Origin of the sequence: Nibrella viscosa (genome assembly GCF_039541875.1) — a bacterium.
GTDB classification, from domain to species: Bacteria; Bacteroidota; Bacteroidia; order Cytophagales; family Spirosomataceae; genus Nibrella; species Nibrella viscosa.
Map to the genome: position 1 here is coordinate 191,474 of NZ_BAABHB010000008.1, position 22,481 is coordinate 213,954.

The 22,481-nt window shown below is 50.6% G+C and carries 23 protein-coding genes and 1 tRNA gene; all 24 read right to left on the reverse strand.

The genetic code is table 11. The features are described 5' to 3' along the window. Positions 1 to 23: 23 nt before the first annotated feature. Positions 24 to 1,364 (reverse strand): NADH-quinone oxidoreductase subunit NuoF, encoded by a 1,341-nt coding sequence (gene nuoF, locus ABD931_RS19125; RefSeq protein ID WP_345269497.1) that lies wholly within the window; start codon positions 1,362 to 1,364, stop codon positions 24 to 26. Between the two features lie 9 nt (positions 1,365 to 1,373). Next, complete coding sequence (nuoE, locus tag ABD931_RS19130) at positions 1,374 to 1,874, reverse strand: NADH-quinone oxidoreductase subunit NuoE (protein ID WP_345269498.1); 501 nt, start codon at positions 1,872 to 1,874, stop codon at positions 1,374 to 1,376. A 9-nt stretch (positions 1,875 to 1,883) separates the two neighbouring features. Beyond that, complete coding sequence (locus ABD931_RS19135; RefSeq protein ID WP_345269499.1) at positions 1,884 to 2,075, reverse strand: type II toxin-antitoxin system HicB family antitoxin; 192 nt, start codon at positions 2,073 to 2,075, stop codon at positions 1,884 to 1,886. Positions 2,076 to 2,092: 17 nt separating this feature from the next. Continuing rightward, positions 2,093 to 2,290: a type II toxin-antitoxin system HicA family toxin gene (locus ABD931_RS19140; RefSeq protein WP_345269500.1), complete on the reverse strand. Its 198-nt coding sequence runs from the start codon at positions 2,288 to 2,290 to the stop codon at positions 2,093 to 2,095. 4 nt (positions 2,291 to 2,294) lie between these two features. Beyond that, positions 2,295 to 3,530, reverse strand: a complete 1,236-nt coding sequence (nuoD, locus tag ABD931_RS19145; protein WP_345269501.1) for an NADH dehydrogenase (quinone) subunit D — start codon at positions 3,528 to 3,530, stop codon at positions 2,295 to 2,297. A gap of 12 nt (positions 3,531 to 3,542) precedes the next feature. Beyond that, on the reverse strand, positions 3,543 to 4,043 hold the full coding sequence (locus ABD931_RS19150; protein WP_345269502.1) for an NADH-quinone oxidoreductase subunit C: 501 nt from the start codon (positions 4,041 to 4,043) through the stop codon (positions 3,543 to 3,545). A 9-nt stretch (positions 4,044 to 4,052) separates the two neighbouring features. Further along, positions 4,053 to 5,711 (reverse strand): DUF8728 domain-containing protein, encoded by a 1,659-nt coding sequence (locus ABD931_RS19155; RefSeq protein ID WP_345269503.1) that lies wholly within the window; start codon positions 5,709 to 5,711, stop codon positions 4,053 to 4,055. Positions 5,712 to 5,735: 24 nt separating this feature from the next. After that, positions 5,736 to 6,281: an NADH-quinone oxidoreductase subunit B gene (locus ABD931_RS19160; RefSeq protein ID WP_345269504.1), complete on the reverse strand. Its 546-nt coding sequence runs from the start codon at positions 6,279 to 6,281 to the stop codon at positions 5,736 to 5,738. 58 nt (positions 6,282 to 6,339) lie between these two features. Then, complete coding sequence (locus ABD931_RS19165) at positions 6,340 to 6,714, reverse strand: NADH-quinone oxidoreductase subunit A (protein WP_345269506.1); 375 nt, start codon at positions 6,712 to 6,714, stop codon at positions 6,340 to 6,342. 210 nt (positions 6,715 to 6,924) lie between these two features. Next, a complete protein-coding gene (locus ABD931_RS19170; RefSeq protein ID WP_345269557.1) occupies positions 6,925 to 8,835 on the reverse strand; it encodes a sialate O-acetylesterase in 1,911 nt (636 codons plus the stop codon). Between the two features lie 267 nt (positions 8,836 to 9,102). Continuing rightward, a complete protein-coding gene (locus ABD931_RS19175) occupies positions 9,103 to 11,805 on the reverse strand; it encodes a sialate O-acetylesterase (RefSeq protein WP_345269507.1) in 2,703 nt (900 codons plus the stop codon). A gap of 43 nt (positions 11,806 to 11,848) precedes the next feature. Then, positions 11,849 to 12,865, reverse strand: a complete 1,017-nt coding sequence (gene obgE / locus ABD931_RS19180; protein WP_345269508.1) for a GTPase ObgE — start codon at positions 12,863 to 12,865, stop codon at positions 11,849 to 11,851. Between the two features lie 52 nt (positions 12,866 to 12,917). After that, complete coding sequence (locus ABD931_RS19185; protein ID WP_345269509.1) at positions 12,918 to 13,490, reverse strand: adenylate kinase; 573 nt, start codon at positions 13,488 to 13,490, stop codon at positions 12,918 to 12,920. 172 nt (positions 13,491 to 13,662) lie between these two features. Next, entirely contained in the window at positions 13,663 to 15,393 is a 1,731-nt protein-coding gene (locus tag ABD931_RS19190) for a tetratricopeptide repeat protein (RefSeq protein WP_345269510.1), read from the reverse strand. Between the two features lie 98 nt (positions 15,394 to 15,491). After that, positions 15,492 to 16,388 carry a PstS family phosphate ABC transporter substrate-binding protein gene (locus ABD931_RS19195; protein WP_345269558.1) on the reverse strand — a complete coding sequence of 299 codons (897 nt, stop codon included), beginning with the start codon at positions 16,386 to 16,388 and terminating at the stop codon, positions 15,492 to 15,494. Positions 16,389 to 16,419: 31 nt separating this feature from the next. Then, positions 16,420 to 16,584 (reverse strand): hypothetical protein, encoded by a 165-nt coding sequence (locus ABD931_RS19200; RefSeq protein ID WP_345269511.1) that lies wholly within the window; start codon positions 16,582 to 16,584, stop codon positions 16,420 to 16,422. Positions 16,585 to 16,639: 55 nt separating this feature from the next. Beyond that, positions 16,640 to 17,470, reverse strand: coding sequence for an energy transducer TonB (locus ABD931_RS19205; RefSeq protein ID WP_345269512.1), 831 nt, complete (start codon positions 17,468 to 17,470; stop codon positions 16,640 to 16,642). A gap of 5 nt (positions 17,471 to 17,475) precedes the next feature. Further along, entirely contained in the window at positions 17,476 to 18,012 is a 537-nt protein-coding gene (locus ABD931_RS19210) for an ExbD/TolR family protein (protein ID WP_345269513.1), read from the reverse strand. Between the two features lie 60 nt (positions 18,013 to 18,072). Beyond that, positions 18,073 to 18,699, reverse strand: coding sequence for a biopolymer transporter ExbD (locus ABD931_RS19215; protein ID WP_345269514.1), 627 nt, complete (start codon positions 18,697 to 18,699; stop codon positions 18,073 to 18,075). Positions 18,700 to 18,745: 46 nt separating this feature from the next. Further along, positions 18,746 to 19,582 carry a MotA/TolQ/ExbB proton channel family protein gene (locus tag ABD931_RS19220; RefSeq protein ID WP_345269515.1) on the reverse strand — a complete coding sequence of 279 codons (837 nt, stop codon included), beginning with the start codon at positions 19,580 to 19,582 and terminating at the stop codon, positions 18,746 to 18,748. A 776-nt stretch (positions 19,583 to 20,358) separates the two neighbouring features. After that, the gene (locus tag ABD931_RS19225; RefSeq protein ID WP_345269516.1) at positions 20,359 to 20,742 is read right to left on the reverse strand and encodes a DUF3037 domain-containing protein; all 384 of its coding nucleotides are present in this window, start codon (positions 20,740 to 20,742) and stop codon (positions 20,359 to 20,361) included. Then, positions 20,720 to 21,508 (reverse strand): HipA family kinase, encoded by a 789-nt coding sequence (locus tag ABD931_RS19230; protein ID WP_345269517.1) that lies wholly within the window; start codon positions 21,506 to 21,508, stop codon positions 20,720 to 20,722. Before ABD931_RS19230 ends, ABD931_RS19225 begins: the two co-directional genes overlap by 23 nt. 145 nt (positions 21,509 to 21,653) lie before the next feature. Continuing rightward, positions 21,654 to 22,097: a DoxX family protein gene (locus ABD931_RS19235; protein WP_345269518.1), complete on the reverse strand. Its 444-nt coding sequence runs from the start codon at positions 22,095 to 22,097 to the stop codon at positions 21,654 to 21,656. Positions 22,098 to 22,308: 211 nt separating this feature from the next. Further along, positions 22,309 to 22,381, reverse strand: a tRNA-Gly gene (locus ABD931_RS19240). Positions 22,382 to 22,481 lie beyond the last annotated feature (100 nt).

The following is a 22,481-nucleotide window of genomic DNA, read 5'->3' on the forward strand; positions in this document are numbered from 1 at the left end:
TCTGATAAAGCGTTTTTGCGGCTTTACACTAAGGCCATTTCGCCTTTATACACTGCACCGGGCTGAGTTGCTTCCTGCGGATGCGTAACGTGCCACTCAAACTCCTCGCGGAAGTGACGAATCGCGCTCGCTACCGGCCAGGCTGCTGCATCGCCTAGTGGGCAAATCGTATTTCCTTCAATTTTCCGGGCAACATCTACCAGCAGGTCAATGTCATGCATATGGCCGTGACCATGTTCAATCCGGTGGAGTACCTTCTCCATCCAGCCTGTTCCTTCCCGGCAGGGACTGCACTGACCACAAGACTCGTGGTGGTAGAACCGCGAGAAGTTCCAGGTATTCCGGACAATACAGGCTGTTTCGTCAAATACGATAAAGCCACCGGATCCCAGCATCGTTCCCGTCTGGAAACCGCCGTCGGACAGCGATTCGTAGGTCATCAGGCGCGGTTCGCCATTGGCCAGCTTCAGAATTAGGTTAGCCGGCAGAATGGGTACCGACGAGCCACCCGCTACTACCGCTTTCAGGTAGTGACCATCGCGGATACCGCCACACCACTCATCGGAATAGATGAACTCTTCAACTGGTACGCCCAATTCAATTTCGTATACCCCCGGCTTTTTGATATGGCCGGACGCTGAAATCAGCTTGGTACCTGTACTGCGGCCGATACCCACAGCGGCATATGCATCGCCACCGTTGTTGATAATCCAGGGTGTAGTCGCAATAGACTCTACGTTGTTTACCACCGTCGGAGACTGGTACAAACCCTTTACGGCCGGGAACGGCGGCTTATTCCGGGGGTTACCCCGCTTGCCTTCCAGCGATTCCAGCAGGGCTGTTTCTTCTCCGCAGATATAGGCCCCACCACCCGGTTGCACAATCAGTTCCAGATCGTAGCCGCTGCCGAGGATGTTCTTGCCTAAAAAACCTTTTGCTTTTGCTTCTTCAATCGCCCGCTCCAGGATGTGAATGACGTACATCAACTCCCCGCGAACGTAGATGAAGGATTTATTGGCCCCCAGCGCAAAGCTGGAAACAATCATGCCCTCAATAAGCAAATGCGGTATATGCTTCATCAGGTAGTGGTCCTTAAAGGTACCCGGCTCCGATTCGTCGGCGTTGCAGACGAGGTAGCGGGGTACACCTTCAGGCTTGGCCAGGAAGCTCCACTTCATCCCCATCGGGAAGCCGGCACCACCCCGACCACGCACACCTGATTTTTTTACTTCTTCAACCACCTCTTCGGGCGTCATAGTCTTAAGCGCCTTCTCAACGGCGGTGTAGCCCCCCTGCTTCCGGTAGCCATCAAAAGTCTCGATGCCGGGGACGTTGATATGTTCGAGCAGAATCTTTTTTCCCATTGTTACGGCTTATTTCGACAGGTCACTAATGATTTCGTCGACGCGCTCATTTGTCAGATGCGTGTAGTACTTCTCCCGAATCTGGAATACCGGCCCCATGCCACAGGCGGCCAGGCACTCAACCTCTTTCAGGGTGAACAGGCCATCGGCGGTCGTTTCACCGGCGTTGATACCCAGTTTTTGTTTTAAGTAGGCGTATACTTCTTCGCCACCCATCAGGCAGCAAGGCCCGGTGCGGCAGTATTCAATGACGTGTTTGCCCACCGGGTCCAGATGGAACATGGTATAGAAGGTAGCTACCTCATATACCTCAATCGGCTGGATGTCGAGCATCCGGGCAACGTAATCCATTACCTCCGGACTCAGCCAGCCCCATTGCTCCTGCGCCACGTGCAGCAACGGCAGCAGCGCCGATTTTTGCTTCCCTTCCGGGTAGCGGGCAATTATTTCTTTCGCTTTCGCCAGGCGTTCCGGCGTAAACTGTACGGTGTTTTGCGTTTCGGTTGTCATATAGACTAATTATGCAAATACCATCACCTCGGCCTCCGAACTCGGCGTCGGTATTGGTAGTCCTTCTTCCTGTAAGCCTTCAATATGGAATTGAATGGCCTCATATATTAACTGCTCGGCTTGTTCACGGGTAGCACCCGTGGCTACGCAGCCAGGCAGGTCAGGTACGTAAGCGCCATATCCTGAATCTGACTTTTCCAAGATTACCAGAAACTTTGTCATCGTTCAATCTGCGCTTGCTTGTAAATACTATTTAGGGTTCCCGGCGGTACAGTATCCGATAAGCTGTGATAAGTCACGGTTACCAAACCCTTCTTTTCGGGATGTTTATACTGTTTATGGCTTCCTTTCTGTCTTACCAGATGCCAGCCATCCTCCTCAAGAATTTTGATGACCTCCCGAAACTTGACCGCCATTTAATTAAGCGTCCAGTTCGCCGGCAATTACGTTCAGGCTACTCATGATCACAATGGCATCGGACAGTGTCGAACCTTTGCACATCTCCGGAAAAGCCTGGTAGTAAATAAAGCACGGCCGACGGAAGTGCAGGCGATACGGAGCCCGGCCGCCGTCGCTGATCAGGTAAAAGCCTAATTCGCCGTTACCGCCTTCAACTGCGTGGTACACTTCACCCGCCGGCGCATCAATTTCCCCCATCACAATCTTGAAGTGGTAAATCAACGCTTCCATGTTACGGTACACCTCCTGCTTCGGCGGCAGGTAGTATTCCGGTGCATCGGCGTAGTACGGTCCTTCGGGCAGGTTCTCCAGGGCCTGCTCAATAATGCGCAGGCTTTGCCACATCTCTTCGTTACGCACCATGAACCGGTCATAGGTGTCGCCGTTCTCGCCAACGGGAATATCAAACTCGAAGTCTTCGTAGGAGGAGTACGGATTCATCACCCGCACGTCGTAATCGACACCGGCAGCGCGGAGGTTTGGACCGGTAAAGCCGTAGCTCAGCGCCCGCTCAGCCGAAATCGCACCCACATCGATAACGCGGTCCATGAAAATGCGGTTCCGGTTGAAGAGGTTTTCAAACTCCTTGAGCACCTTCGGAAAACGCTTCACAAAGGCCCGGATCTTGCGAAGGGCTTCGGGCGAGAGGTCGCGCTCCATGCCGCCGATGCGGCCCATGTTGGTTGTCAGACGGGCACCGCACATCTCCTCATAGATTTCGTAGATGTTCTCGCGCTCCTCAAACAGATATAGGAAGCCCGTGAAAGCGCCTGTGTCTACCCCTAGAATACCGTTGCAGATGAGGTGGTCGGCAATACGCGCCAGCTCCATCATAATGACGCGGATATACTGCGCCCGCTTCGGCACCTGCACGCCCAGCAGTTTCTCCACCGTCATGTGCCAGCCCATGTTGTTGATCGGCGACGAACAGTAGTTCATTCGGTCGGTCAGGGTGGTAATCTGGTAGAACGGCCGGCGCTCGGCTATTTTTTCAAACGCCCGGTGGATATACCCGATGGTCTGCTCACCCGATATGATCTTCTCCCCATCCATTTGCAGGATGTTCTGGAAAATACCGTGAGTGGCCGGGTGGGTAGGGCCGAGGTTAAGGGTGGTTAGTTCGTTATCGTATTGTATCTGGCCACCGGCCTTGGCAGGTACGTCGGCCCGGTTGGCTACATCAAAGACTGTGTTCATTAGCTTGTTGCGTTAACGTCCGAAGAGCTCATCAATTTTATCCTGGCGGGTCTGATCTTCCAGCGGATACTCCTTCCGCATCGGGAAGTAATCCATTTCGTCGATGTTCAGGATCCGGACCAGATTCGGGTGCCCATCGAAGATGATACCAAAGAAGTCGTACGTTTCACGTTCCATCCAGTTGGCGCAGGCATACAGCACCGTAGCCGTCGGAATGTGCAGATCGGTTTCAGACAGAAACACCTTAAGGCGTATCCGGAAGTTCTGGGTCAGGCTGTGCGCGTGGTAGACCACACAAAACTCCCGGCCCGTATCATCAGGGTAATGAATACCCGTAATATCGGTCAGAAAGTTAATCTGATACGTCTTATGGTCTTTCAGGTATTGAAGCATCGGGATAAGCTGCTCACGCGTGGTCGACAGCGTCAGCAGCCCAAAAGGCTCTTCAAAATCATACACATCTTCCCCAAACTGGCGGATCAGATCTTCAGCTACTTCCTGGTTTGTCAGCATGAGTTACGGTTATAAAGAAGTAGTTAATTCGTTGCTTTTTGGTTGTTGCGACAAGGTAGTGCCCTCTTTTTTTCTTCGGAACACCCGAAATACAGCGTCCCACTCCATGTAAGACTTTCCGGGAACATCCATTGACTCGACTTTATCCCATACGGAGAACTCGCGGACCATCTCATACTCCTGGCTAAGTACCTGGCTTTTTGTAGAGATTACCCCATGCTCATACGGTCTCAGCACAACCCAATCGGGCTTCAACTGCTCAATAAGCGGGGCAAAGACAAAGGGATAGTCCATAGCTCCGATCTGCCGCCGGGCATTTACCACTTCAGACGATGACAGCCCCGGAAAATCATACATCGTCAGACCGGAGTAAAAGCCTATATAACCCAGGCATTCCAGAAAAACGGTTTCTTTAGGGGAGCCTGCCTGGCTCTTCAGCCACAAGCCGACCTGTTGCCGGTTGTTTTCGATCGTTGCCTGTTGCACCCGCATCTGATAGGCCATAGCACCCAGCAGCCCAATTTGAAACAACACAACGATCAGCATCAGACCATAGGTGATCTGGCGGGCAACGGTCAGGCGAAACCGTTCGATCAACTGATCAAAAAGAATAACGAGTGAACCGGAGCAGAGCAGCGTTGCCATGGGTATGTACCATGGGTAATTGGATTTGATCAGGCTCAGGTAGAGGCAGGAAATAAGGGCTCCAAACGAGATAATCCGTCCCCATTTTTTGGCCCCCGGCACAATCCAGTAAAAACAGGCTATCCAACCCAGTAGTTTACTAACCGTTGCCACCCAGGCGGGCCAGCCCCCCATAAATGAATAAGAAGGCGCGTATACCTGATACAGTCGTACGGCCGGATCGGTTAGTGAGACATACGGAAACAGAACTAATGTTTTAAGCAGCGCTTTAATATCCGTAGTGCTGTTGAGGCCTTTCGCCAGAACCGTATTAGGAACAGGCGTACCGTAATACCACCAGGCCCAGAGTATCCAGGGCAGGTAGAATAGCAATCCGAGCAGGGCAGCCTTTACCAACACCTGAAACCAGTCGGCCCGCGTGCGAACGGTACCATTGGCTGGTGCCCAGATCAGCAAGCCTATCGACAGACCTGACACGTGAATGAATCCGTCGGGCCGGGACCACATCAGCCCGGCAAAACCAAGCGCGAGTGGCAGAACCAGCCGCCGGGTACCACCGGTCATTACATACAGGCAGAACGTCAGAAAAAAGATCATCAGGGCCGTTTCCATACCGTTGATGCTGTTGTCGATCAGTTTACTGTCGAACAGAACAAGACCTAACAGCAAAACAAGCGGTAAGGAATGGCGCAGAACCTGTTTGCCAAATCGGTAAAGCAGTACGCCACTAAGCCCCAACAGTATACTATTACAAATCCGGTATAGCCACAGCACCAGATCATCTGAGTAATTTCCGGTTATCCAGGTCAGAAACGCAGGCAGCAACGTTCCTAAAGGCGATGTAAACGTATGCAGCCGCTCGCCTGGTCTGAACACTAACCCATTGCCTATAGCCAGGTTTTTACTGGACCGATACGTGATATACCAATCCTCCCAGGCATGTTGCGTGATGAGTGCGTACAGTATGGGGGTAATAAAAAATAAACAGAAAATTATCAGCTGATCACGACGCTGAGTTGTCATAATAGTAGAGTGAGAATTTACACATTACTGAATGTTGTACGATTCCAGTAAGGCCTGATACTCGGGCTGGTTGCGTCGACGTAATGACTCATTCTTAGCCAGCTCCTGAACCTGCATCAGTCCTTCAATGATCTGTTCCGGACGGGGTGGGCAGCCAGGTACGTATACATCAACCGGTATAACCCGGTCAATGCCCTGCAATACGCTGTATGTATCAAAGATACCCCCGCTGGAGGCACAGGCACCAATGGCAATCACCCACCGCGGTTCGGCCATTTGCAGATATACCTGCTTCAGAACCGGAGCCATTTTCTTGGCAATCGTTCCGGCTACCAGCAAAACATCGGCCTGCCGGGGCGAGAAGCTGGGGCGCTCTGCGCCAAAACGGGCAATATCATAATGGGCTCCCATCGTCGCCATAAATTCAATGCCACAACAGGAGGTTGCAAATGGCAAAGGCCAGAGCGAATTTGCCCGGGCCATCCCAATCAGTTTGTCCATCGACGTGGCAAAGAACCCTTCTCCGGCATGACCTTCGGGCGCTTCAACCATCTTTATGTTACTTGCCATATCTGTTTTCGTTGTGTCTGATATAAGAACGAATAAATATGTCTATCCGTTCGGTAGACTACTCCCATTTCAGGACTCCTTTTCGAATAATATAGTAGAAGCCCGCCAGCAGTAAGCCCATAAACAGAATCATTTCAATAAAGCCCAGCATGCCCAGACTTTTGAAGTTTACGGCCCAGGGATACAGAAAAATGACCTCTACGTCGAAGAGAACAAAGACAATAGCAATCAGGAAGTATTTGATAGAAATAGGTGTTCGGGCGTCTCCCTGCACCGGAATTCCGCTCTCAAACGGCTCATCTTTCTTTTCGCTGTGGCGCGTCGGCCCAATCAGGTGCGTGACAATCATAGTAACAACGATGAACGCCAGTGCCAGCCCTAATTGAATTACAATCGGCAAATAATCCGACGGTAGGTATGTTGTTGCTTCCATGTATTTCGAATTCTCGCTAAAAAGCGCTGCAAGTTAGCTATAAAATGTAAACAAAGGTTTTCTGCACCTTACATTCTGATTCGGCCTGAACCAACATCAAAAGTAACGAATTCTGGTTGCTTTACCAAGAAGGTCCCTATAGTGCCGGCCCTGCCTGAAACGTAAAAGCCCTCCATTGCTGAAGGGCCTGCGCAATAGATGAACAACTTATTACTGAAGAATCAGCACTCGTTTAGATACATTAAACCCGTCGGCTTTGACCCGGACAATATATTGCCCAAATGTCATGCCTGCTACATCAATGACCTTTCGCTCATCCAGGACCGGCACTTTCAGGGAAAAAACTTCCTGGCCGCTCAGTGTGAAAACCTGAATATGGGCATTCTGAAGGTTTTCCAGGGTTTCTACCGCGATTTTACCGTCCCGGGAGGGGTTGGGATAAACACTCAGCCCCAGATTATCTTCGTCTACAACAATATCTACGGGGCTGGAATAAGCCGAGAAACAGGTAATGTTGCTGTTCCCTATGGTGTAAACTGTTTTTGTTCGGGCGCTGTATCGGCCGCTGGAGGTAACCTTAGCTACCATTTTATTTTGGTTTAGCTGGTTGGTTCCCCGTCGCCAGTCAAATTGCTGATCCGGCAAGATTCCCGGGAATTTAGCTTCGATCGAGAAAGGCCCAACCTGCGCGATTGTGGGCACCGGCTGCCTGGGCCGCACCAACAGGTTGATCGGTGCCGAAATAGCCGAGCGGCATCCGTACACATTCATGGCCTGCACCGTGTAATTACCGGGCGTGGCAACGGCTACAGTCCGGTTTGTAATGTTATTGCTCCAGAGCAACTGGTTTGATACCGGAGAAATGCCGACCAGGCTAAGGGCTGAATCGGCACATACCTGCTGCTGCGCGGCCGCCGGTTCGTTGGGCCGGCTGGCCAGGGCAATGGCCGGCTGCGCCGGCTGAATGGGACCGGCAATTTCTACCGTTGGGGTCATGTAGGTATTCCCTACCGCATCTTTCAGCACGGCCCGGTACGTACCGGGTTGGGTAACAGTGATAGACCGGCTGTTCTGACCGGTTTGCCACTTATACGTACTGTAGAACTCCGGCAATGAAATGGTGATACCATTGTTGCTGCTGTTGCAGGTTACCGTTACCGTTGGGGAGGGGAGTGGCAATAGCGGCAGCGAGCTGGAAAAGAATACCGTGTTCATGCTTTCGTACCAGGCTTGTGCCAACTGGCGCAGACCTGGGCCTGAAAAGTGAACGCCGTCGGGCCTGGGTACCTGAATTACATCGGTATAAGGACCCGGATAAACGTTGTTGTTGTATGTATTGATTACGTCGTTCTGGGCCTGAATAATGTTTTGATTTGTCTGGCCTGCGCTAAACGAAGACCGTGCCAGAATCCAGGCGGGGTACCGCTCGGTATCGGCCCGGGTTTTGTTCACCAGGAACTGCATATACTCCCGGTACTGCGTTCGGCCCAGATTCAGCGGAATGTTATCCGTTTCGCCCTGCTGCCATAAAACAGCCCGTAAACCCTGAAGCGAACAGTAATAGCGTAAGGCAATAACCAGATTGCCGTATGGCATACCCGGCGCGTAATAATCATCAACCCAGATGCTTTTAGTGATGCCTGTTTTTGCACTTTCCACCCAGTTCTGGATGGCCGTTCCCGACCAGGCAGTGTTGATAAACAGCACCGGAACATTATACTGCTGCGCGATCAGATCACCCAGCATACCCCAGCACCAGGCACTCTGACCACGCGGACCGATCAGGGCACTGGCGCTTAGCTGCGTAAACGTGGGGGCCGGCGGGTCGGCAAGCGAATTGGTGACCGTGTTGTCATAGGCAATTGCATTGACCCGGTCATCGGCCGCCCCTGCCGCTCCATAATCCTGAAAACCCTGAGCATTAGACTGGCCCGTGATAATAAAGACCTCGCCAACGCCGACTTTCCGCACCACATCCTGCCCGATAACCGTTCCGCGGTACATAGCCCGTACTTCCAGCCGATACCAACCCCCAAACACCCTTAACGGCCCCTGGTAAACTCCGCCCTGGGGCCGGCGTTGTACGGTAATCCATTCCGTATTGATCCCCTGCCCAGGCATCTCGGCCAATACCCGGGCCTGAATGCTGTCTACCGGCTGAAAATAATTTCCGGAAATAAAAACGGTACTTACATTATCGTTACCACGCTGGAAAACAGCGCGACTTTGCGGGTACGTTATCCTTATAACCGTTCCGTCTCCATTTCCATTTTGAGCATGCCCACTCACCATGGAAAGAAACAAGCTCAGAAAAGTTAACCATCCACTATGTAATGAGCTTCTTCTCATAGTACTTTAAACATAGACAAGTTTGCGAACAGATTCAAGTTACCAGCCCAAAATTACCCGTTTGGCTACATTGAAACTGGCAGACCGCACCTGAATAATAAACGTTCCGGTTGGCAATGCCATCAGGTCAACCCGTTTGCGCTCATTGAACGTTTCGATGGGTGCGGAAAAGATTTCCTGACCCAATAACGTGTATACTGTTATTTGCGCGTTTTTCAGGTCCTCAAATGTTTCGATTATGATTTCTTTAGTTGGGCTGGGGTTCGGGTAAATACTTAACCCCTGATTAGTAAGATCCGGGACAAACTGAAACGGAGCCGACCGGGTTGAGTAACACGTCAGATCGCTGCTGTACACAATGTATGAGCGTGCCGAATAACTACCTGCCTGGGTGGCTTTGATCGTGTTTTTCTGAATACCCAGCGAATCGTTATCCCGGTGCCAGAAATACATATCCCCCAGCAGTGTACCCGTGGCTTCCAGTGTGTAAGTACCTACCTGTTTGATAATAGGTTCACTCGGCAATGGTTTTACATCAACCCGGATATTGTTGCTCGGGGGTGAAAAGCAACCGTTATTGTCGATTACCCTGGCCGTGTAGTTGCCGGATTTGGTAACCCTTATTGCCGGTGTTTTTTCCTGTGTATTCCAGATTTTCTCCAGCGGACTTTCGGCCGATAAGGTTACCTGATCACCATCACAAAAGGTAGTCCGGCCATTGGCGGTTACGCTGGGAGCCGGCGGCAGGGGGTTAACCACTACCGAAACAACATTTGAGGGAGCCGACAGACAGTTGTACACATTACGCGTCCGTACTACATAGTTACCGGACCGGTTAACGGTTATGCTGCGCGATGACTGCCCGCTTTCCCAAACGTAGTTTTGCTCCTGCGTAGCCGTTAAGGTAACATTCTGGTCGGCGCAGAACGTAGTCGGTCCGCTGGTAGCGATAACCGGAGTTGGCGGCAGCGGATTGACCACAATATTGATGGTCGACGAAGGCGGGGAGGTACACCCGTTCTGGTCTGTTGCGGTGGCCGAATAGGTGCCTGGTGAGCGCACCTCTATCCGTGGCCCCCGATCGCCATTGCTCCAGTTATAACTGAAACCGGCGTTTGCTGCCAGAAAGGTGCTTTCTCCCTGACAGAAGGTAGTTGGGCCATCTGCGTTTACCGATGGCGGTGCGGGCAGGGGGTTTACGGCTACATTAATCGTACCGGAGGTAAACTCACAACCGCTTACATCCCGGTATTTAAGGAAGAATGACCCCGGACTGTTTACGGTCTGCTGGCTTCCGTTGAAGTTATTACTCCAGGTAATATTATTGGTATAATTGGCCCTTAAAGTGACACTTCCTCCGGCGCAGAACGTTGTCGGACCGGAAGCGGCAATAGACGGGGCATCGGATACTCGTACCGGCGCAGAAAATAACGTATTTCCCAGGCCATCTTTTACCTTTGCCTGGTAGTAGCCTGGCCCCCGCACAATGGTCTGGCTATTTTCTCCTGTATTCCAGTTGATCGACGAAAAATTCCCGTTCACTGTCAGGCGGAGGCTGTTGTTATCGGCACAGGCAACGGAGACGGCCGGAGAGGGCGCGGGCGAAAAAGGCTGGGCATTGGCAAAGAAGGCATCGTTGAGGCTGCTGTTCCAGGCATTGGCGAATTCTATCAGTCCACTTCCGGCAAAATGTACATCGTCGGGGCTTTGTGAACTTCGCGGAATTTGAATAACGTCGGTGTTTGGGCCGGGAAATACATGGTTGCCACCGGCAATAACCTGATTTTGGCCGTTTATTACCCCGCTGTTACTCCCGCGCATATCATCATGCGACGCTCGTGCAATCACCCAGGCAATGTTTTTGCCACTATCCTGCCGACTGCGATTAATGACCGTACTGAGGTCTGAGGCATAATAATCGGTGCTGGTATTGGCAAAGTTATCGGCTTCTCCCTGATGCCAGAGTACAGCTCGTACACCTAACATATGGCAATAAAACTGAAGGGCAATGCGCAGATTTCCGTAAGGTTGCCCTACGGGGTAGGTTGCCGGCACGTAAATACTGTATGCTGTTCCGCCGGCAATGCTTTCCCGCCAGTTGCGAACCGGTGTACCACTCCAGGCAGCATTAAAGAACAGAATAGGTACATTGAGCCGGCGGGCGAGCTGATCGCCCAGCATGCCCCAGGCCCAGGAGCCAATACCCCTGGGAGACACATCAATATCACTGTTCAGATGCTGAAACTGAGGGAAGGGTGGATCATTCTGGGAGTTTGACGGATCGTAGTAGTTTACGGCATTAACCCGGTCATCGGTGGCAGGCGGTGATGTTCGGTTGATGCCCTGCGCATTTGACTGCCCGGCTATTACAAACACCTCACCGACACCAACCCGCTCAATAACCTGATAGCCAACCTGCTGTTCTCCGCTTATTCCCCGTACCTCCAGGTTGTACCAGCCACCCTGCACGGTCAGGTCACCGGCAAATGTGCCTCCCTGCGGATTGGGTTGAATAACCTGCCAGTCGGTGCTGGTGCCCTGACCATCACGAGCGCTGACCTTTGCTTCAATGCGGCTGACTGAAGATGTATAAGTACCCGTTATTCGAATAGTTGCATTGTTGGCGGTATTGCGTTGAAACACCGCACGGGTTACCGGAAAACTGACTTGAATCTGAGCCCATGCTACTACCGGAAACAGCAGTAACATGAGCTTTAAAAAAGCGGTTGTATAGAGCTTCATGGTGTGTACTAAGCCGGTGGTTGGTTAATCTCCACCGAAAGAATTAATCAGAAATAGCTACGTCTGGCGAAGTCAACTGTTGCCAGATCGCATCTTTTAATTCAGATAATCCGTCTTGGTTAATGGCCGAAATAAATACGGCCGCAATGGTTTCGGTTGAGAGTTGCTGCCGGATACGCTCCCGGTCCTCCCGACCGATCAGATCTAGTTTAGACACAGCAAGGAGGCGCCTTTTAGTCAGCAGCTCCGGATTGTACTGCTCCAGTTCGTGCAGCAGGGTGTGATACTCAACTAAAATATCGTCGCTGGTAGCAGGTACGATAAACAGCAGAATGGAGTTGCGTTCAATATGCCGTAAAAAGCGCAGACCTAACCCTTTGCCCTGCGCGGCTCCTTCTATAATACCCGGTATATCAGCCATCACAAATGATTTGTAGTCCCGGTAAGCGACTACTCCTAAGTTGGGGACCAGGGTGGTAAACGGGTAATCGGCAATTTCGGGTTTAGCGGCCGACATCACCGACAGCAGCGTTGACTTGCCGGCATTTGGAAAGCCCACCAGACCTACATCGGCCAGCAGCTTTAGCTCCAGAATGATCCAGGCTTCCTGACCAGCCTCACCCGGTTGGGCATAATACGGCGTTTGCTTGGTCGACGATTTGAAGTGATCGTTACCTAATCCCCCGCGTCCACCGGGCAGGAGAATGAGTTCCTGGTTATCTTCAGTAATTTCGGCTAGCTGCTCATTGGTTTCGGCATGGCGGGCTATGGTGCCTAGTGGTACCTCAATAATAACATCTTTGCCCTGGGCGCCTGTCCGCCGTCCGCCTTCACCGGCTTTTCCAGGTTCGGCTTTTATATGTTTCTGGTACTTCAGGTGCAGCAAGGTCCAGAGCTGAGTATTACCCCGAAGGATAATATGCCCACCCCGGCCTCCGTCTCCGCCGTCGGGGCCACCTTTATCCACAAACTTTTCCCGCCTGAAATGCACTGAACCGGCTCCACCGGCTCCGGACCGGCAGTTTATCTTAACGTAGTCTATAAAATTGGACGAAGCCATAGTGTTGGTTTTCCTCCCCTCAGCCAATTACGGTGTAGGCAGCGTTCCGGATTTATGCAGCGTCAATTTGCCGGCAAATGGTACTGAAAATCTGATCGATCTCACCAATGCCGTCAATGGCCACATATTTACCCTGCTGCTCATAGTAGCTGGCTACCGGAGTCGTTTTTTCATTGTATTCCCGTACTCTCCGACGAATGAGTTCTTCATTCTGGTCATCAGGTCGGCCGGATGTCTGCCCACGCAGCAACAGCCGCTTGGTGAGTTCTTCCTGATCGACTACCAAAGCAACCATTAATCGGATACTGGTATTGTGTTGACTTAGCAATTGGTCCAGGGCTTCGGCCTGACGTACGGTCCGTGGGAATCCGTCGAAAATAAAACCCGCAGCCGTCCGGTTCTCGTTTAGTTTTGCATCGATCATGCCGATCACTACCTCATCAGGCACCAGGATACCCTGATCCATCAGGGCTTTGGCCTGCAGACCCAGCTCCGTACCGGCTGCTATCTGCGAACGAAGCAGGTCGCCGGTTGATAAATGAACTAAACTGTACTTATTAATTAATTTTTCACTTTGTGTGCCTTTGCCGGCACCCGGTGGGCCAAATAGTACAAGATTAAGCATACGGTATATAAAAGTAGTGTTAGTCAAACACTAAGCAGACGCAAAAATAGCATTAACCCCCAAAGTTAGCAGCTTGTTTCATATACGCTATAGGGTTTTTATTAACTGGAAACAAAAAAGCGCAACCGATCCGGCTGCGCTTTTTTATATAAAGAATCTACGTTTGCTCTATTCAGGTAGTTTTCTTGGCCGGAGCTTTCGGCTTGGCCGCCGGCGTTGCCGGTGTTTTTGGGGCTTCCAAAGCAGCTTTCACGTCTTTATCATTCGGGTCAAGCTCCAGTACTTTAGTGAAGTACTCTTTTGCTTTGGCCTCATCCTTTTTCGCCAGATTATAGCTCGCCAGGAATTTATAGGCTGTAATCAGGTTCCGCTGGTATTGCGCTTTCTTCGAAGCATCGGCGGCAATCTCATTATTTGCCAATTCAACGAATTTCTCATAATGAGGAACCGGGGCACCGCTCGCCAGCGCTTCGGCCGGTGAGTTCATAAAGTAGGCAATTTGCCCTTTGTAAAAGTAAGCAGTAGCAAACTCAGGCGTATTTTTGATTACATTATCAAAAGCTCCGTCTGACTTCTGCAGGTAAGTCATCCGCGCCTGACGGGCAGCCGCCGTGTCGCTCTTAAGTTCATTAGACGCCCTGAAAGCTTGAAGGAAGCTGCTCAAGCCGAGATAATAGTAATCATTATTCTTCGGCTCTTTATCATTGGCAATAGTCTTCTCAAAGTAAGTGACCGCCCGGTCGTACCGCTTGTCACCGTACAACTTCTGACCAATTTCCCGATACAGGTTTTCGGTCGTATCCTGCGGAGCGGCTTTCTCCAGGAACACAATACTCAGAGAGTCACCTTCCGGAGTGCCGGTCTGCCCATAAGCGCGACCCAGGTATTTATAATCATCATAGATTACTTTCTCCGGCGCGGTGCTGATAAAGCGGTTCAGGGTCTCAATGGCCTGATCGTTCTTGCCTAAGGCCGAATACGCCCAGCCGTACATCCGGTCAATTACCGGGTTATTTACTTTGCCTTTCAGTTGGTCCAGCTTGCCGATTGCTTTCTGGTAATCCTGTGCCAGGAAGTCGAACTGAGCCGACCGGAGTATCATTTCCGGATTGGTGTTCTGACTTTTTTGCAGGTACAAATCCATGTTGTTCGCTGCCGTTTTGTACGCCCGTGAGCCGAAAAATGCCTCGGCCAGGTCCCGATAGGTGGCTGCAAATTCCGGATCACTGTCAATAGCTTTCCGGTAGAACTCCTGCGCCAGCTTGTAGTTCTTTCCCCGCAAATACACCTTACCGATCTTATAATTGGCTTCTGCGTTGTTCGGTTTAGCCAACAGCACATCTTCATACCGGCTTACCGCATTACCGCCATCATTTTTAATCATGTAGGCATCGCCCATGATCATTTTAATGTCGGTGTTCGTATTTTTCTTATCCAGCTTGGCGGCCGCTTCCAGGAGGCTTAATGCACGGGCCGGATCATTCTTCTCAAACATCGTGTACATTTCTCCGGCACGGAGCAGTACATCCATATCTTTACTTTTAGTAGCTTTTACGGCTTCGTCAATTTTTGCCTGTGCCGTCGCCAAATCGTTCTTAGCCAGTGCCACACCTGCCAAACCGACGTTGTTCAACTGGTTCTTAGGGTCAGCCTGTAAACCCTTTTCAAAGGCAGCTTTAGCCTGATCAGGCTGGTCGGCCTTCAGGTAATAGTAGCCCAGGTAGAACTGGTTGTCAGCCGTTGGCGAGCTGGAGGCTAACTGCTTGAATGTTTGCTCTGCCTTTGCAAAGCGCTCGGACTCAAGGTCTCTTAAAGCGGACTGAACATCCTGGGCAAACAAAGGAGCCGTAGCAACCACACCTAGAACCAGGGCCGTCAACAGCGACTTTTTTTGAATCTTCATCACAAAATCCAGGTTGAGAAAATGAAAAATACTTTTTTGACTGTGCTAGTAAAACAATAGACAAAACTAAAAAATTGCACGCAAACCAAAAAACTTGGTTATCTATTCAGATATACTTCCCGATTATATGGTATAGTAGGCCATAAACCTAATTTTTCAATTACCAGGGCACCGGCGTCTCTGGCAATATAATTGATCAGGCCCCCTCCCAAACCGGGGTGGGCTTCCCGGCTTATGATGTACACGCCCCGACGAAACGGATAGTTTTCAAGTCCAAGGTCCTTCTGGAACGGCTGAAAATACTCTCCTCTGGAAGTTGGATTAGCTTTCTCTGAAACACCCATTACCCGCAGGTCTTTCGACAGCTCGGCCGACAGGGGTTCATCACCGTCGCTGATCCAGTTAACGCCGATGAAACCAATAGCAGAAGGATGAGTCCGGACATATTCTACTACCTCCCGGTTCGATTTTACCGTAAAAATCCGGATGTTACTAACATCGGTTACGTTAAACCGCTTCAGCATGTAGTTCAGGTTGCTGGAGTTGTTGTTATCAAATACCAGCGTGACAGGTCCGCTTTGCCGGCTACCGGCCATTTGCTGCCACTGGGTAATGCGGCCGGTAAATAGCCCCTGAACTTCGGGCAGGGTAATCAGGCTGTCGCCGTTGGCTTTGCTCACAATCAGCGCTACGCCATCGGTGGCAATCCGCTCGGTTTTTCCTTCTATTTTTCGCTGGTCAAGAGCTATCCGCTCTGACTGCGTAAGTTCCCGGGCCGTAAACACCACTCGGGCACTATCACGTAGCATGGTAGCGATAGCCTCCTGTTCGGGTTTATAAATAACATTAAAATGGGCGTCGGGGTAAATACCCATGTACGCCGACGTTAGCTGCTCGACCAGGGGTTTAAAGGATTCATCGGCGGCAATGGTAATGGTACCCCGCGCCGGTGTGTCTAGGTTTTGCTTGCCGGTGCAGCCGACAAACCAAACCATCAGCAGGACTGCTAGCCGGAATTTACAAATGTCACTCACCGTCTCGATAGCGTTGATAAGCCCGAAAGCCCCGGAAAAGTCCGTAGATGATAAGCAATACTGCCAGAATATACCGGAATACACCGGTAGGCAGGAACCCAAAAGACTGAGAGGAGGCTATCAGTCCGATGCCTCCTCCCATATATGCCATTGCCATCAATACTGAAAGATACAGATTCAGGCGGTCTGACATCCCGTTTCTATGTCTCATGCTACTCCAACTGGAAGCTGATCGGCAGGTTAAACTTAACCCGTACGGCCCGGCCCGACTGCTTACCAGGCTTCCACTTCGGCATTGATTTTACAACCCGTACGGCTTCTTCGTCCGTACCAAAGCCAAGCCCTTTCAGCACCTGAACATCCTGGATACTACCGTCGGTGTTCACAACGAAGCTCACGAACACTTTGCCGGAGACGTTGGCCCGCTGCGCAGCGGCCGGGTAACGAATGTTTTTACCCAACCATTGGGCTAAAGCACTCATACCGCCGGGGAAATCCGGGTTCTGCTCTACCACCGTAAAAATTTCCTCTTCCTTAGGAGGGGCTACTTCTACGGCAGCTTCTACCTTGGTCGGACCGGTGGCGGCTTCAGGAGCCACAATCACTTCTTCGGCATTGGGGTCACCTTCCTGGGTTTTTTCGGCGGCTACGGCCTCCTTCAGTTCCTCAACGGTAGGCGGGGGTGATTCTTCCGGTACTTCCTGATCGGGTTTAACCTCCGGAGGAAGGAACTTCACCGTGTTCACCTTAGGCACCTCAATCGGCGGTGGCGGTGGCGGTGGTGGTTCATTCGGGTCAATCGGCGGTGGCGGCAGCTTCATCAAATCTACCTCTACCATGGCCTGGTCGTCTTCATTACTAGACGCCAGCATATTGATAAGGGTAGGAGAGACCATCGCCAGCAGGAAGGCTGTCGACCCAATCAGCAGAGACCGGTAAATGGTCTTCGGATAGGTCTTCCGCAAAGAGTACGCACCATATGCCTGATTTCTGTTGGCAAACACTATATCATCCAGTGTTGCGTTCGAGGGTGTTTCTGCCATGGTGTTTACAGCTCTAGGTTCACTTTATCTTTCAGAAGTTTCTTTTCATCCGGCATCAACTCGTCTACCAACGCGTAGCGCTTGGTTTTTGTGATAGCCATCTCATCGAGCGCATCTACGGTATTGCGGTACGTAGCTTCTTTGGTCGGCTTGATAACTACCACAAACTTATCTCCGGGTACCTTGCGGGCATTATCCTGGATCGCTTTGCGCAGCTCATAACCATACCCTACAGTAACTACTTCCGGATCTTCAGTAGCAGCTTTGCCAAAAATGTAATGGATCTTGTCATTTTTACCCAAAAAAATGGTCATTACATTCGAAGCTTTAATCGGCTCAGTTTCTAATTCTTTTGTTTTATCCGGCACATTAAGCGTCATGGAAGACGGCTTGCTTAAGGTGGTAGCAAGAATAAAGAATGTGATCAGCAGGAAGCCCAGGTCTACCATAGGCGTCATATCGACGCGGGTAGATGCCTTTTTACTTCGTACGTGTCCACCACCTTTCTTACCACCACCACCACCGGTGTCTATTTCTGCCATCGTTTTTTAAACTTTTGGGCGGTGATGAAAATTTTAAATCGGCACGCTTGGGTCAGCCTATCAGTCGTTCGTCCAGCCGGCCGGAGGAGCCTCCGTACCGGTAATCAGGTTAAACTTGTTGATATTCTGCGCCTGTAAGGTTGACAATACATTCTTGAAGTTCGGAAACTTGGAATAGCTGTCCCCTTTTACCGCAATACGCAACTGAGGATTAGCCTTACGCGCATTGAATACCCAGTCCTTCAGCTCGTTTTCGTTGGCCGCCCCGGTAGAATCAACCGGAATACCCGGCTGCTTCACTTTCATACGTTGCTCATTATCGAGCGACAGGAACGACTTAAGCTGAGCAATAGGTACTCCAAAGCTCGCCATCAGCGCAAATGCCTTTTTTTCTTTATCATTGAATGAAAGACCTTTGGCTGCGGCAATGTTGTCCAGCATAGCAATGCGGTTATTCTGGTTATCGATTCCGAAGTAGACCTTACCTTCTTTATCAAGCGCAATGGTCATGATGTCTTTATCCGGAACTTTAATTCCTGATATTGACGTCGGCGGATCGACTGCAGCCGCTTCCTGCGACCGGAACTGAGCCGTCAGGATAAAGAAAGTCAGCAGCAGGAACGCCACATCGCACATGGCTGTCATGTCCATTGCTGGTACTTTCCGTTTCGGTTTTATAATAGGCATGTCTTACTGCTTTTTTAAATTACACAAACACAGAACCGGTTCACTATTAATAGTGAGCAGAGAAGTTCTGCTGAATGCTCAGACCGATTTCGTCGATATTATACGTCAATTCGTCAATACGGCTGGTAAAGAAGCTATACATAATCGTCGCAATAGCGGCAGTACCGATTCCCAGAGCCGTGTTTACAAGGGCCTCAGAGATACCCGTTGACAGAGCGGCCGTATCCGGCTGACCCGTAGCACCCATGGCGCTAAACGCCCGGATCATACCCAATACCGTACCGAGCAGGGCAACCAGGGTAGATACTGACGCCAGCGTAGCGATGATTGTCAGGTTCTTCTCCAGCATCGGCAGTTCCAAAGAGGTAGCTTCTTCCACTTCTTTTTGCAGCGCTACCAATTTCTGCTCTTTGTTCAGTTCAGGGTCATTAGCCAGTTGCTGATACTTCAGCAGTGCCGTTTTTACCACGTTACCAACAGAGCCTTTCTGACGATCACACTCTTTGATAGCCGCTTCAATCTCGTTGCGATCCAGAAAAGCTTTGATCTTGCGAACAAAATCATCAATGGAACCTGAGCCTTTAGCCCGGTTGATAGTGATGAAACGCTCGATCGAGAACACCAAAACGATCAGGAAACACGTAAACAGCAGAGGTACAATGGGTCCTCCTTTGTAAACAATACCAAAGTAGTCGCCAGCTAAGGGTTGTTTCTCATTATCACCATCCTGGAAGTGGCTGCCGTCACCAAACACAAACATGTAGGTCAAAATAGCAATCACAAACAAAACAGGAATAACAAACGCGGGATTCAGGCCACCGGATTTTTTCGGCTTTGCCGGTGCTGACTTAGCTGGTGCTGGAGTTGGAGCTTGTGTTTTCATTGAACTTACTGTAGGGTTAAATTGAAACTAAGGTTTTGACGTTAAAAAAGTGAAAATTTTAGTTTGATTGCGTTTCCTGAAATTAAATTTTGGAAAGTTGCCATCGAATCTACTACAAAAGTATGCTTTTTCTACCTAATATGCCGCAAGTGTCTTTAGCAAATTTTTTGGCCGATTGTCAATTCCTTAATATTTAGTTGTACAAAACCCGCAGTGTGAATCAATTGAACCAATTTTTTAATCTGTTGGCAACCAGACTACTGCCTGGGTGTCGTGGTGTAACATAGTGGTGACACCGCAAAGTTTTGGGCGGAGAACGCGTCATAAAAGACTTTGTTTAAATTTTTATTAAAGGTGTTCCAACTACCAGTCTTATCGGTTAGATGCCGGTCGGCTGCCTTTTCCACAACGGTTCTGAAAAAATTTCCGGTTGGGTACAGGTAGTACCTCTCTCAGGGTGATAGCTATATAATCAGTGTAGTGTAGAAGGACTGTGTAAAATAATCTACACTGTGGAAATGCGGTGTGGAAGTGTTTGCTCAGTTTGTTGATGAGGTGAGCACCCGAAAAATGCCTGGCGGCAACAGCAGTCTTGAAGCAGACGAAAGGGATAGGTGCGTACGGCAGACAGGCTAACTAAACCCCCTAAAAAGAAAAAAAGCCGGACAAGATGCCGACCATTTCTGTACCCACCGTAACTTGTACTTAAACTTAAGTTATATATTCTGGATCAATAAGTGTGCCAACTTGCTGCGACACCCCAATTTTTTGTTGAGTTACCGGACCAGCTGAGCATACAACCGGCCTAATGTCTCAGCAGCATCAGTGCATAAACCAGGATGTACTGGTGAGGTCTGCACGACGGTGCTGCGGATAGCCGTCAGCCACCGGAAGCGCTCCGCCAGCGATAACCGGCCAATAGTACCGCCTTCGGACCAGCCGGCGCATATTCGTTTAAAGGCCTCTAAACGATCCTCCAGTTCCGCCCGGTCCAGGTCAACGGAAAAGGCTCGCAATCGGTCTTCCTTTATTTCATAGATAGTTTTCAGAAACCCCTGTGCCGGACAATAGAGGATAACGCCAACATTAATAAATTCTTCGCGTTCGACACGTGGCACCACGCGGATTACGGCGTATTCAAACAAGTGCTTCTCGGGCATACTGCGCTTCCTGGACAAACATGTCGGATGTAGCAATCCGGTTTTCTAAAAATTGCTGGTAAATCTGTCGCTGCTCCTCAGCGGTTTCAAAATCAAGCAGCCACTCATCAGGAATTAACGATACAATGGAGCGGATGCGCTCGGGGTTGAGTATGGTACGGGCTTCGGCATCAGCGGTGGTTAACTCGGTGGCCTGCGGGAGCAGCACATGGTCTTTTACCGGCCGGAAGGGGCGTCGGCTTTGTTCCTCCCAATTATCCCAGGTGTGGTGAAAATAAAGAGAGGCTCCATGATCGATTAACCAGAGTTGCTTATGCCACATCAGCATATTCGTATTGCGGGGAGTGCGGTCTACATTCATGAGCAGGCAATCCAGCCAGACAATCAGCGAAGCCAGCCTGGAATCAATAGGGGTGACCAGCGGATCGTATGTAATGGCTCCGGAGAGGTAATGCAGGCCAAGGTTAAGCCCGGCACTGGCTTTAAGCAAATCCTGAATTTCCTCATCCGGCTCGGAGCGGCCAAATGCCGGGTCTACCCACGAGAACACAATCTCGGGCACCCGCAGGCCGAGCAGTCGCGCAAGCTCTCCGCCGATCAGCTCGGCAATTAATGCCTTGACGCCCTGCCCCGCTCCACGGAATTTTAGCACGTACAGAAAATTATCGTCGGCCTCTACAATGGCCGGCAGTGAGCCACCCTCCCGCAGGGGAGTGACATACCGTATTATCGTAACGGTTCTGATTTCGGGTGGACGATAGCTCACAGGACAAGCCTTAATAATAACTGCTCCAAATTAAACATACTCTGGGAACGTATAACTATGCAGCCGCTGACTCGTCCTAAAAAGTAGCCTGTTCCGGGGGCGACTTCATGCCGGCTATGGGCGTAATGGGGCCAACCAGAACCGATCACCGCCTGAATGAGCCCGAACGACGCGGCCAGGCCGGGTTGCGCTCCCGGCCGTCGACCGAGTACTTGCCCGGTCCGGTAAAGAAGAGGGTGGCGTATAGCAACAAATAAAGCAAAGGTAGTTCGCGATCACCAAACGGCTTGCCGGCATTGGCCATGAAAGCTGCGACCAGCATAGTAAAGGCAATCGGCAGAATAGCAAACCGGGTCTGAAAGCCGATCAAAATCAGCAACGAACAGCCCACCTCGGCCAGTGTAGCCAGCACCAGCGAAGGCCCACTACCAATGCCCAGCGGATCACCAAAGGCCATGTTCCCGTTTATGATCTTTATAAGTTTTGGCAAGCCGTGAGTAAGCATAAACCCTGTAAGCAGGATACGTAATAGCAGCAACCAGGCATGAATAACAGGCGGATTGGCGGTTGTACCGAGTAATGGTTTCATAATGTATTGCTGGGCTGGTATAGCGTAAATGCACAGTTACTGTAGCGCCTATTGGGTAGCGATTAACAATATAACAGACCAGCTTTTGTAAGTGTTTAGCCAAACTGGAGACTCCGGAAACAATACGGCAGACGAGAGAACTCATACTGTCTGAAAAGAAAAAGGCACTTAACGGTTAAGTCAAGCGCCTATCAATCGGGTGGGTACAGAGAGCGGGAAACGGGTCTCGAACCCGCGGCCTGCAGCTTGGGAAGCTGCCGCTCTACCAACTGAGCTACTCCCGCCTGTCAATTGGTGTGCCCAAAGATTCAAAAAATTTTAACGCTTGTCAACGCTAAGCCCAAAATACTTCCGGCAAATTTTTTCTGTTCGCCGGATCAATTC

Excerpts from the sequence above, each read along its gene's own strand:
- nuoF (WP_345269497.1), bottom strand. The coding sequence starts at position 1,364 with ATGGGAAAAAAGATTCTGCTCGAACATATCAACGTCCCCGGCATCGAG.
- nuoE (WP_345269498.1), bottom strand. The coding sequence starts at position 1,874 with ATGACAACCGAAACGCAAAACACCGTACAGTTTACGCCGGAACGCCTG.
- ABD931_RS19140 (WP_345269500.1), bottom strand. The coding sequence starts at position 2,290 with ATGGCGGTCAAGTTTCGGGAGGTCATCAAAATTCTTGAGGAGGATGGC.
- nuoD (WP_345269501.1), bottom strand. The coding sequence starts at position 3,530 with ATGAACACAGTCTTTGATGTAGCCAACCGGGCCGACGTACCTGCCAAG.
- ABD931_RS19150 (WP_345269502.1), bottom strand. The coding sequence starts at position 4,043 with ATGCTGACAAACCAGGAAGTAGCTGAAGATCTGATCCGCCAGTTTGGG.
- ABD931_RS19155 (WP_345269503.1), bottom strand. The coding sequence starts at position 5,711 with ATGACAACTCAGCGTCGTGATCAGCTGATAATTTTCTGTTTATTTTTT.
- ABD931_RS19160 (WP_345269504.1), bottom strand. The coding sequence starts at position 6,281 with ATGGCAAGTAACATAAAGATGGTTGAAGCGCCCGAAGGTCATGCCGGA.
- ABD931_RS19165 (WP_345269506.1), bottom strand. The coding sequence starts at position 6,714 with ATGGAAGCAACAACATACCTACCGTCGGATTATTTGCCGATTGTAATT.
- ABD931_RS19170 (WP_345269557.1), bottom strand. The coding sequence starts at position 8,835 with ATGCCTGGGCAGGGGATCAATACGGAATGGATTACCGTACAACGCCGG.
- ABD931_RS19175 (WP_345269507.1), bottom strand. The coding sequence starts at position 11,805 with ATGAAGCTCTATACAACCGCTTTTTTAAAGCTCATGTTACTGCTGTTT.
- obgE (WP_345269508.1), bottom strand. The coding sequence starts at position 12,865 with ATGGCTTCGTCCAATTTTATAGACTACGTTAAGATAAACTGCCGGTCC.
- ABD931_RS19185 (WP_345269509.1), bottom strand. The coding sequence starts at position 13,490 with ATGCTTAATCTTGTACTATTTGGCCCACCGGGTGCCGGCAAAGGCACA.
- ABD931_RS19190 (WP_345269510.1), bottom strand. The coding sequence starts at position 15,393 with ATGAAGATTCAAAAAAAGTCGCTGTTGACGGCCCTGGTTCTAGGTGTG.
- ABD931_RS19195 (WP_345269558.1), bottom strand. The coding sequence starts at position 16,388 with ATGGTTTGGTTTGTCGGCTGCACCGGCAAGCAAAACCTAGACACACCG.
- ABD931_RS19200 (WP_345269511.1), bottom strand. The coding sequence starts at position 16,584 with ATGGCAATGGCATATATGGGAGGAGGCATCGGACTGATAGCCTCCTCT.
- ABD931_RS19205 (WP_345269512.1), bottom strand. The coding sequence starts at position 17,470 with ATGGCAGAAACACCCTCGAACGCAACACTGGATGATATAGTGTTTGCC.
- ABD931_RS19210 (WP_345269513.1), bottom strand. The coding sequence starts at position 18,012 with ATGGCAGAAATAGACACCGGTGGTGGTGGTGGTAAGAAAGGTGGTGGA.
- ABD931_RS19215 (WP_345269514.1), bottom strand. The coding sequence starts at position 18,699 with ATGCCTATTATAAAACCGAAACGGAAAGTACCAGCAATGGACATGACA.
- ABD931_RS19220 (WP_345269515.1), bottom strand. The coding sequence starts at position 19,582 with ATGAAAACACAAGCTCCAACTCCAGCACCAGCTAAGTCAGCACCGGCA.
- ABD931_RS19225 (WP_345269516.1), bottom strand. The coding sequence starts at position 20,742 with ATGCCCGAGAAGCACTTGTTTGAATACGCCGTAATCCGCGTGGTGCCA.
- ABD931_RS19235 (WP_345269518.1), bottom strand. The coding sequence starts at position 22,097 with ATGAAACCATTACTCGGTACAACCGCCAATCCGCCTGTTATTCATGCC.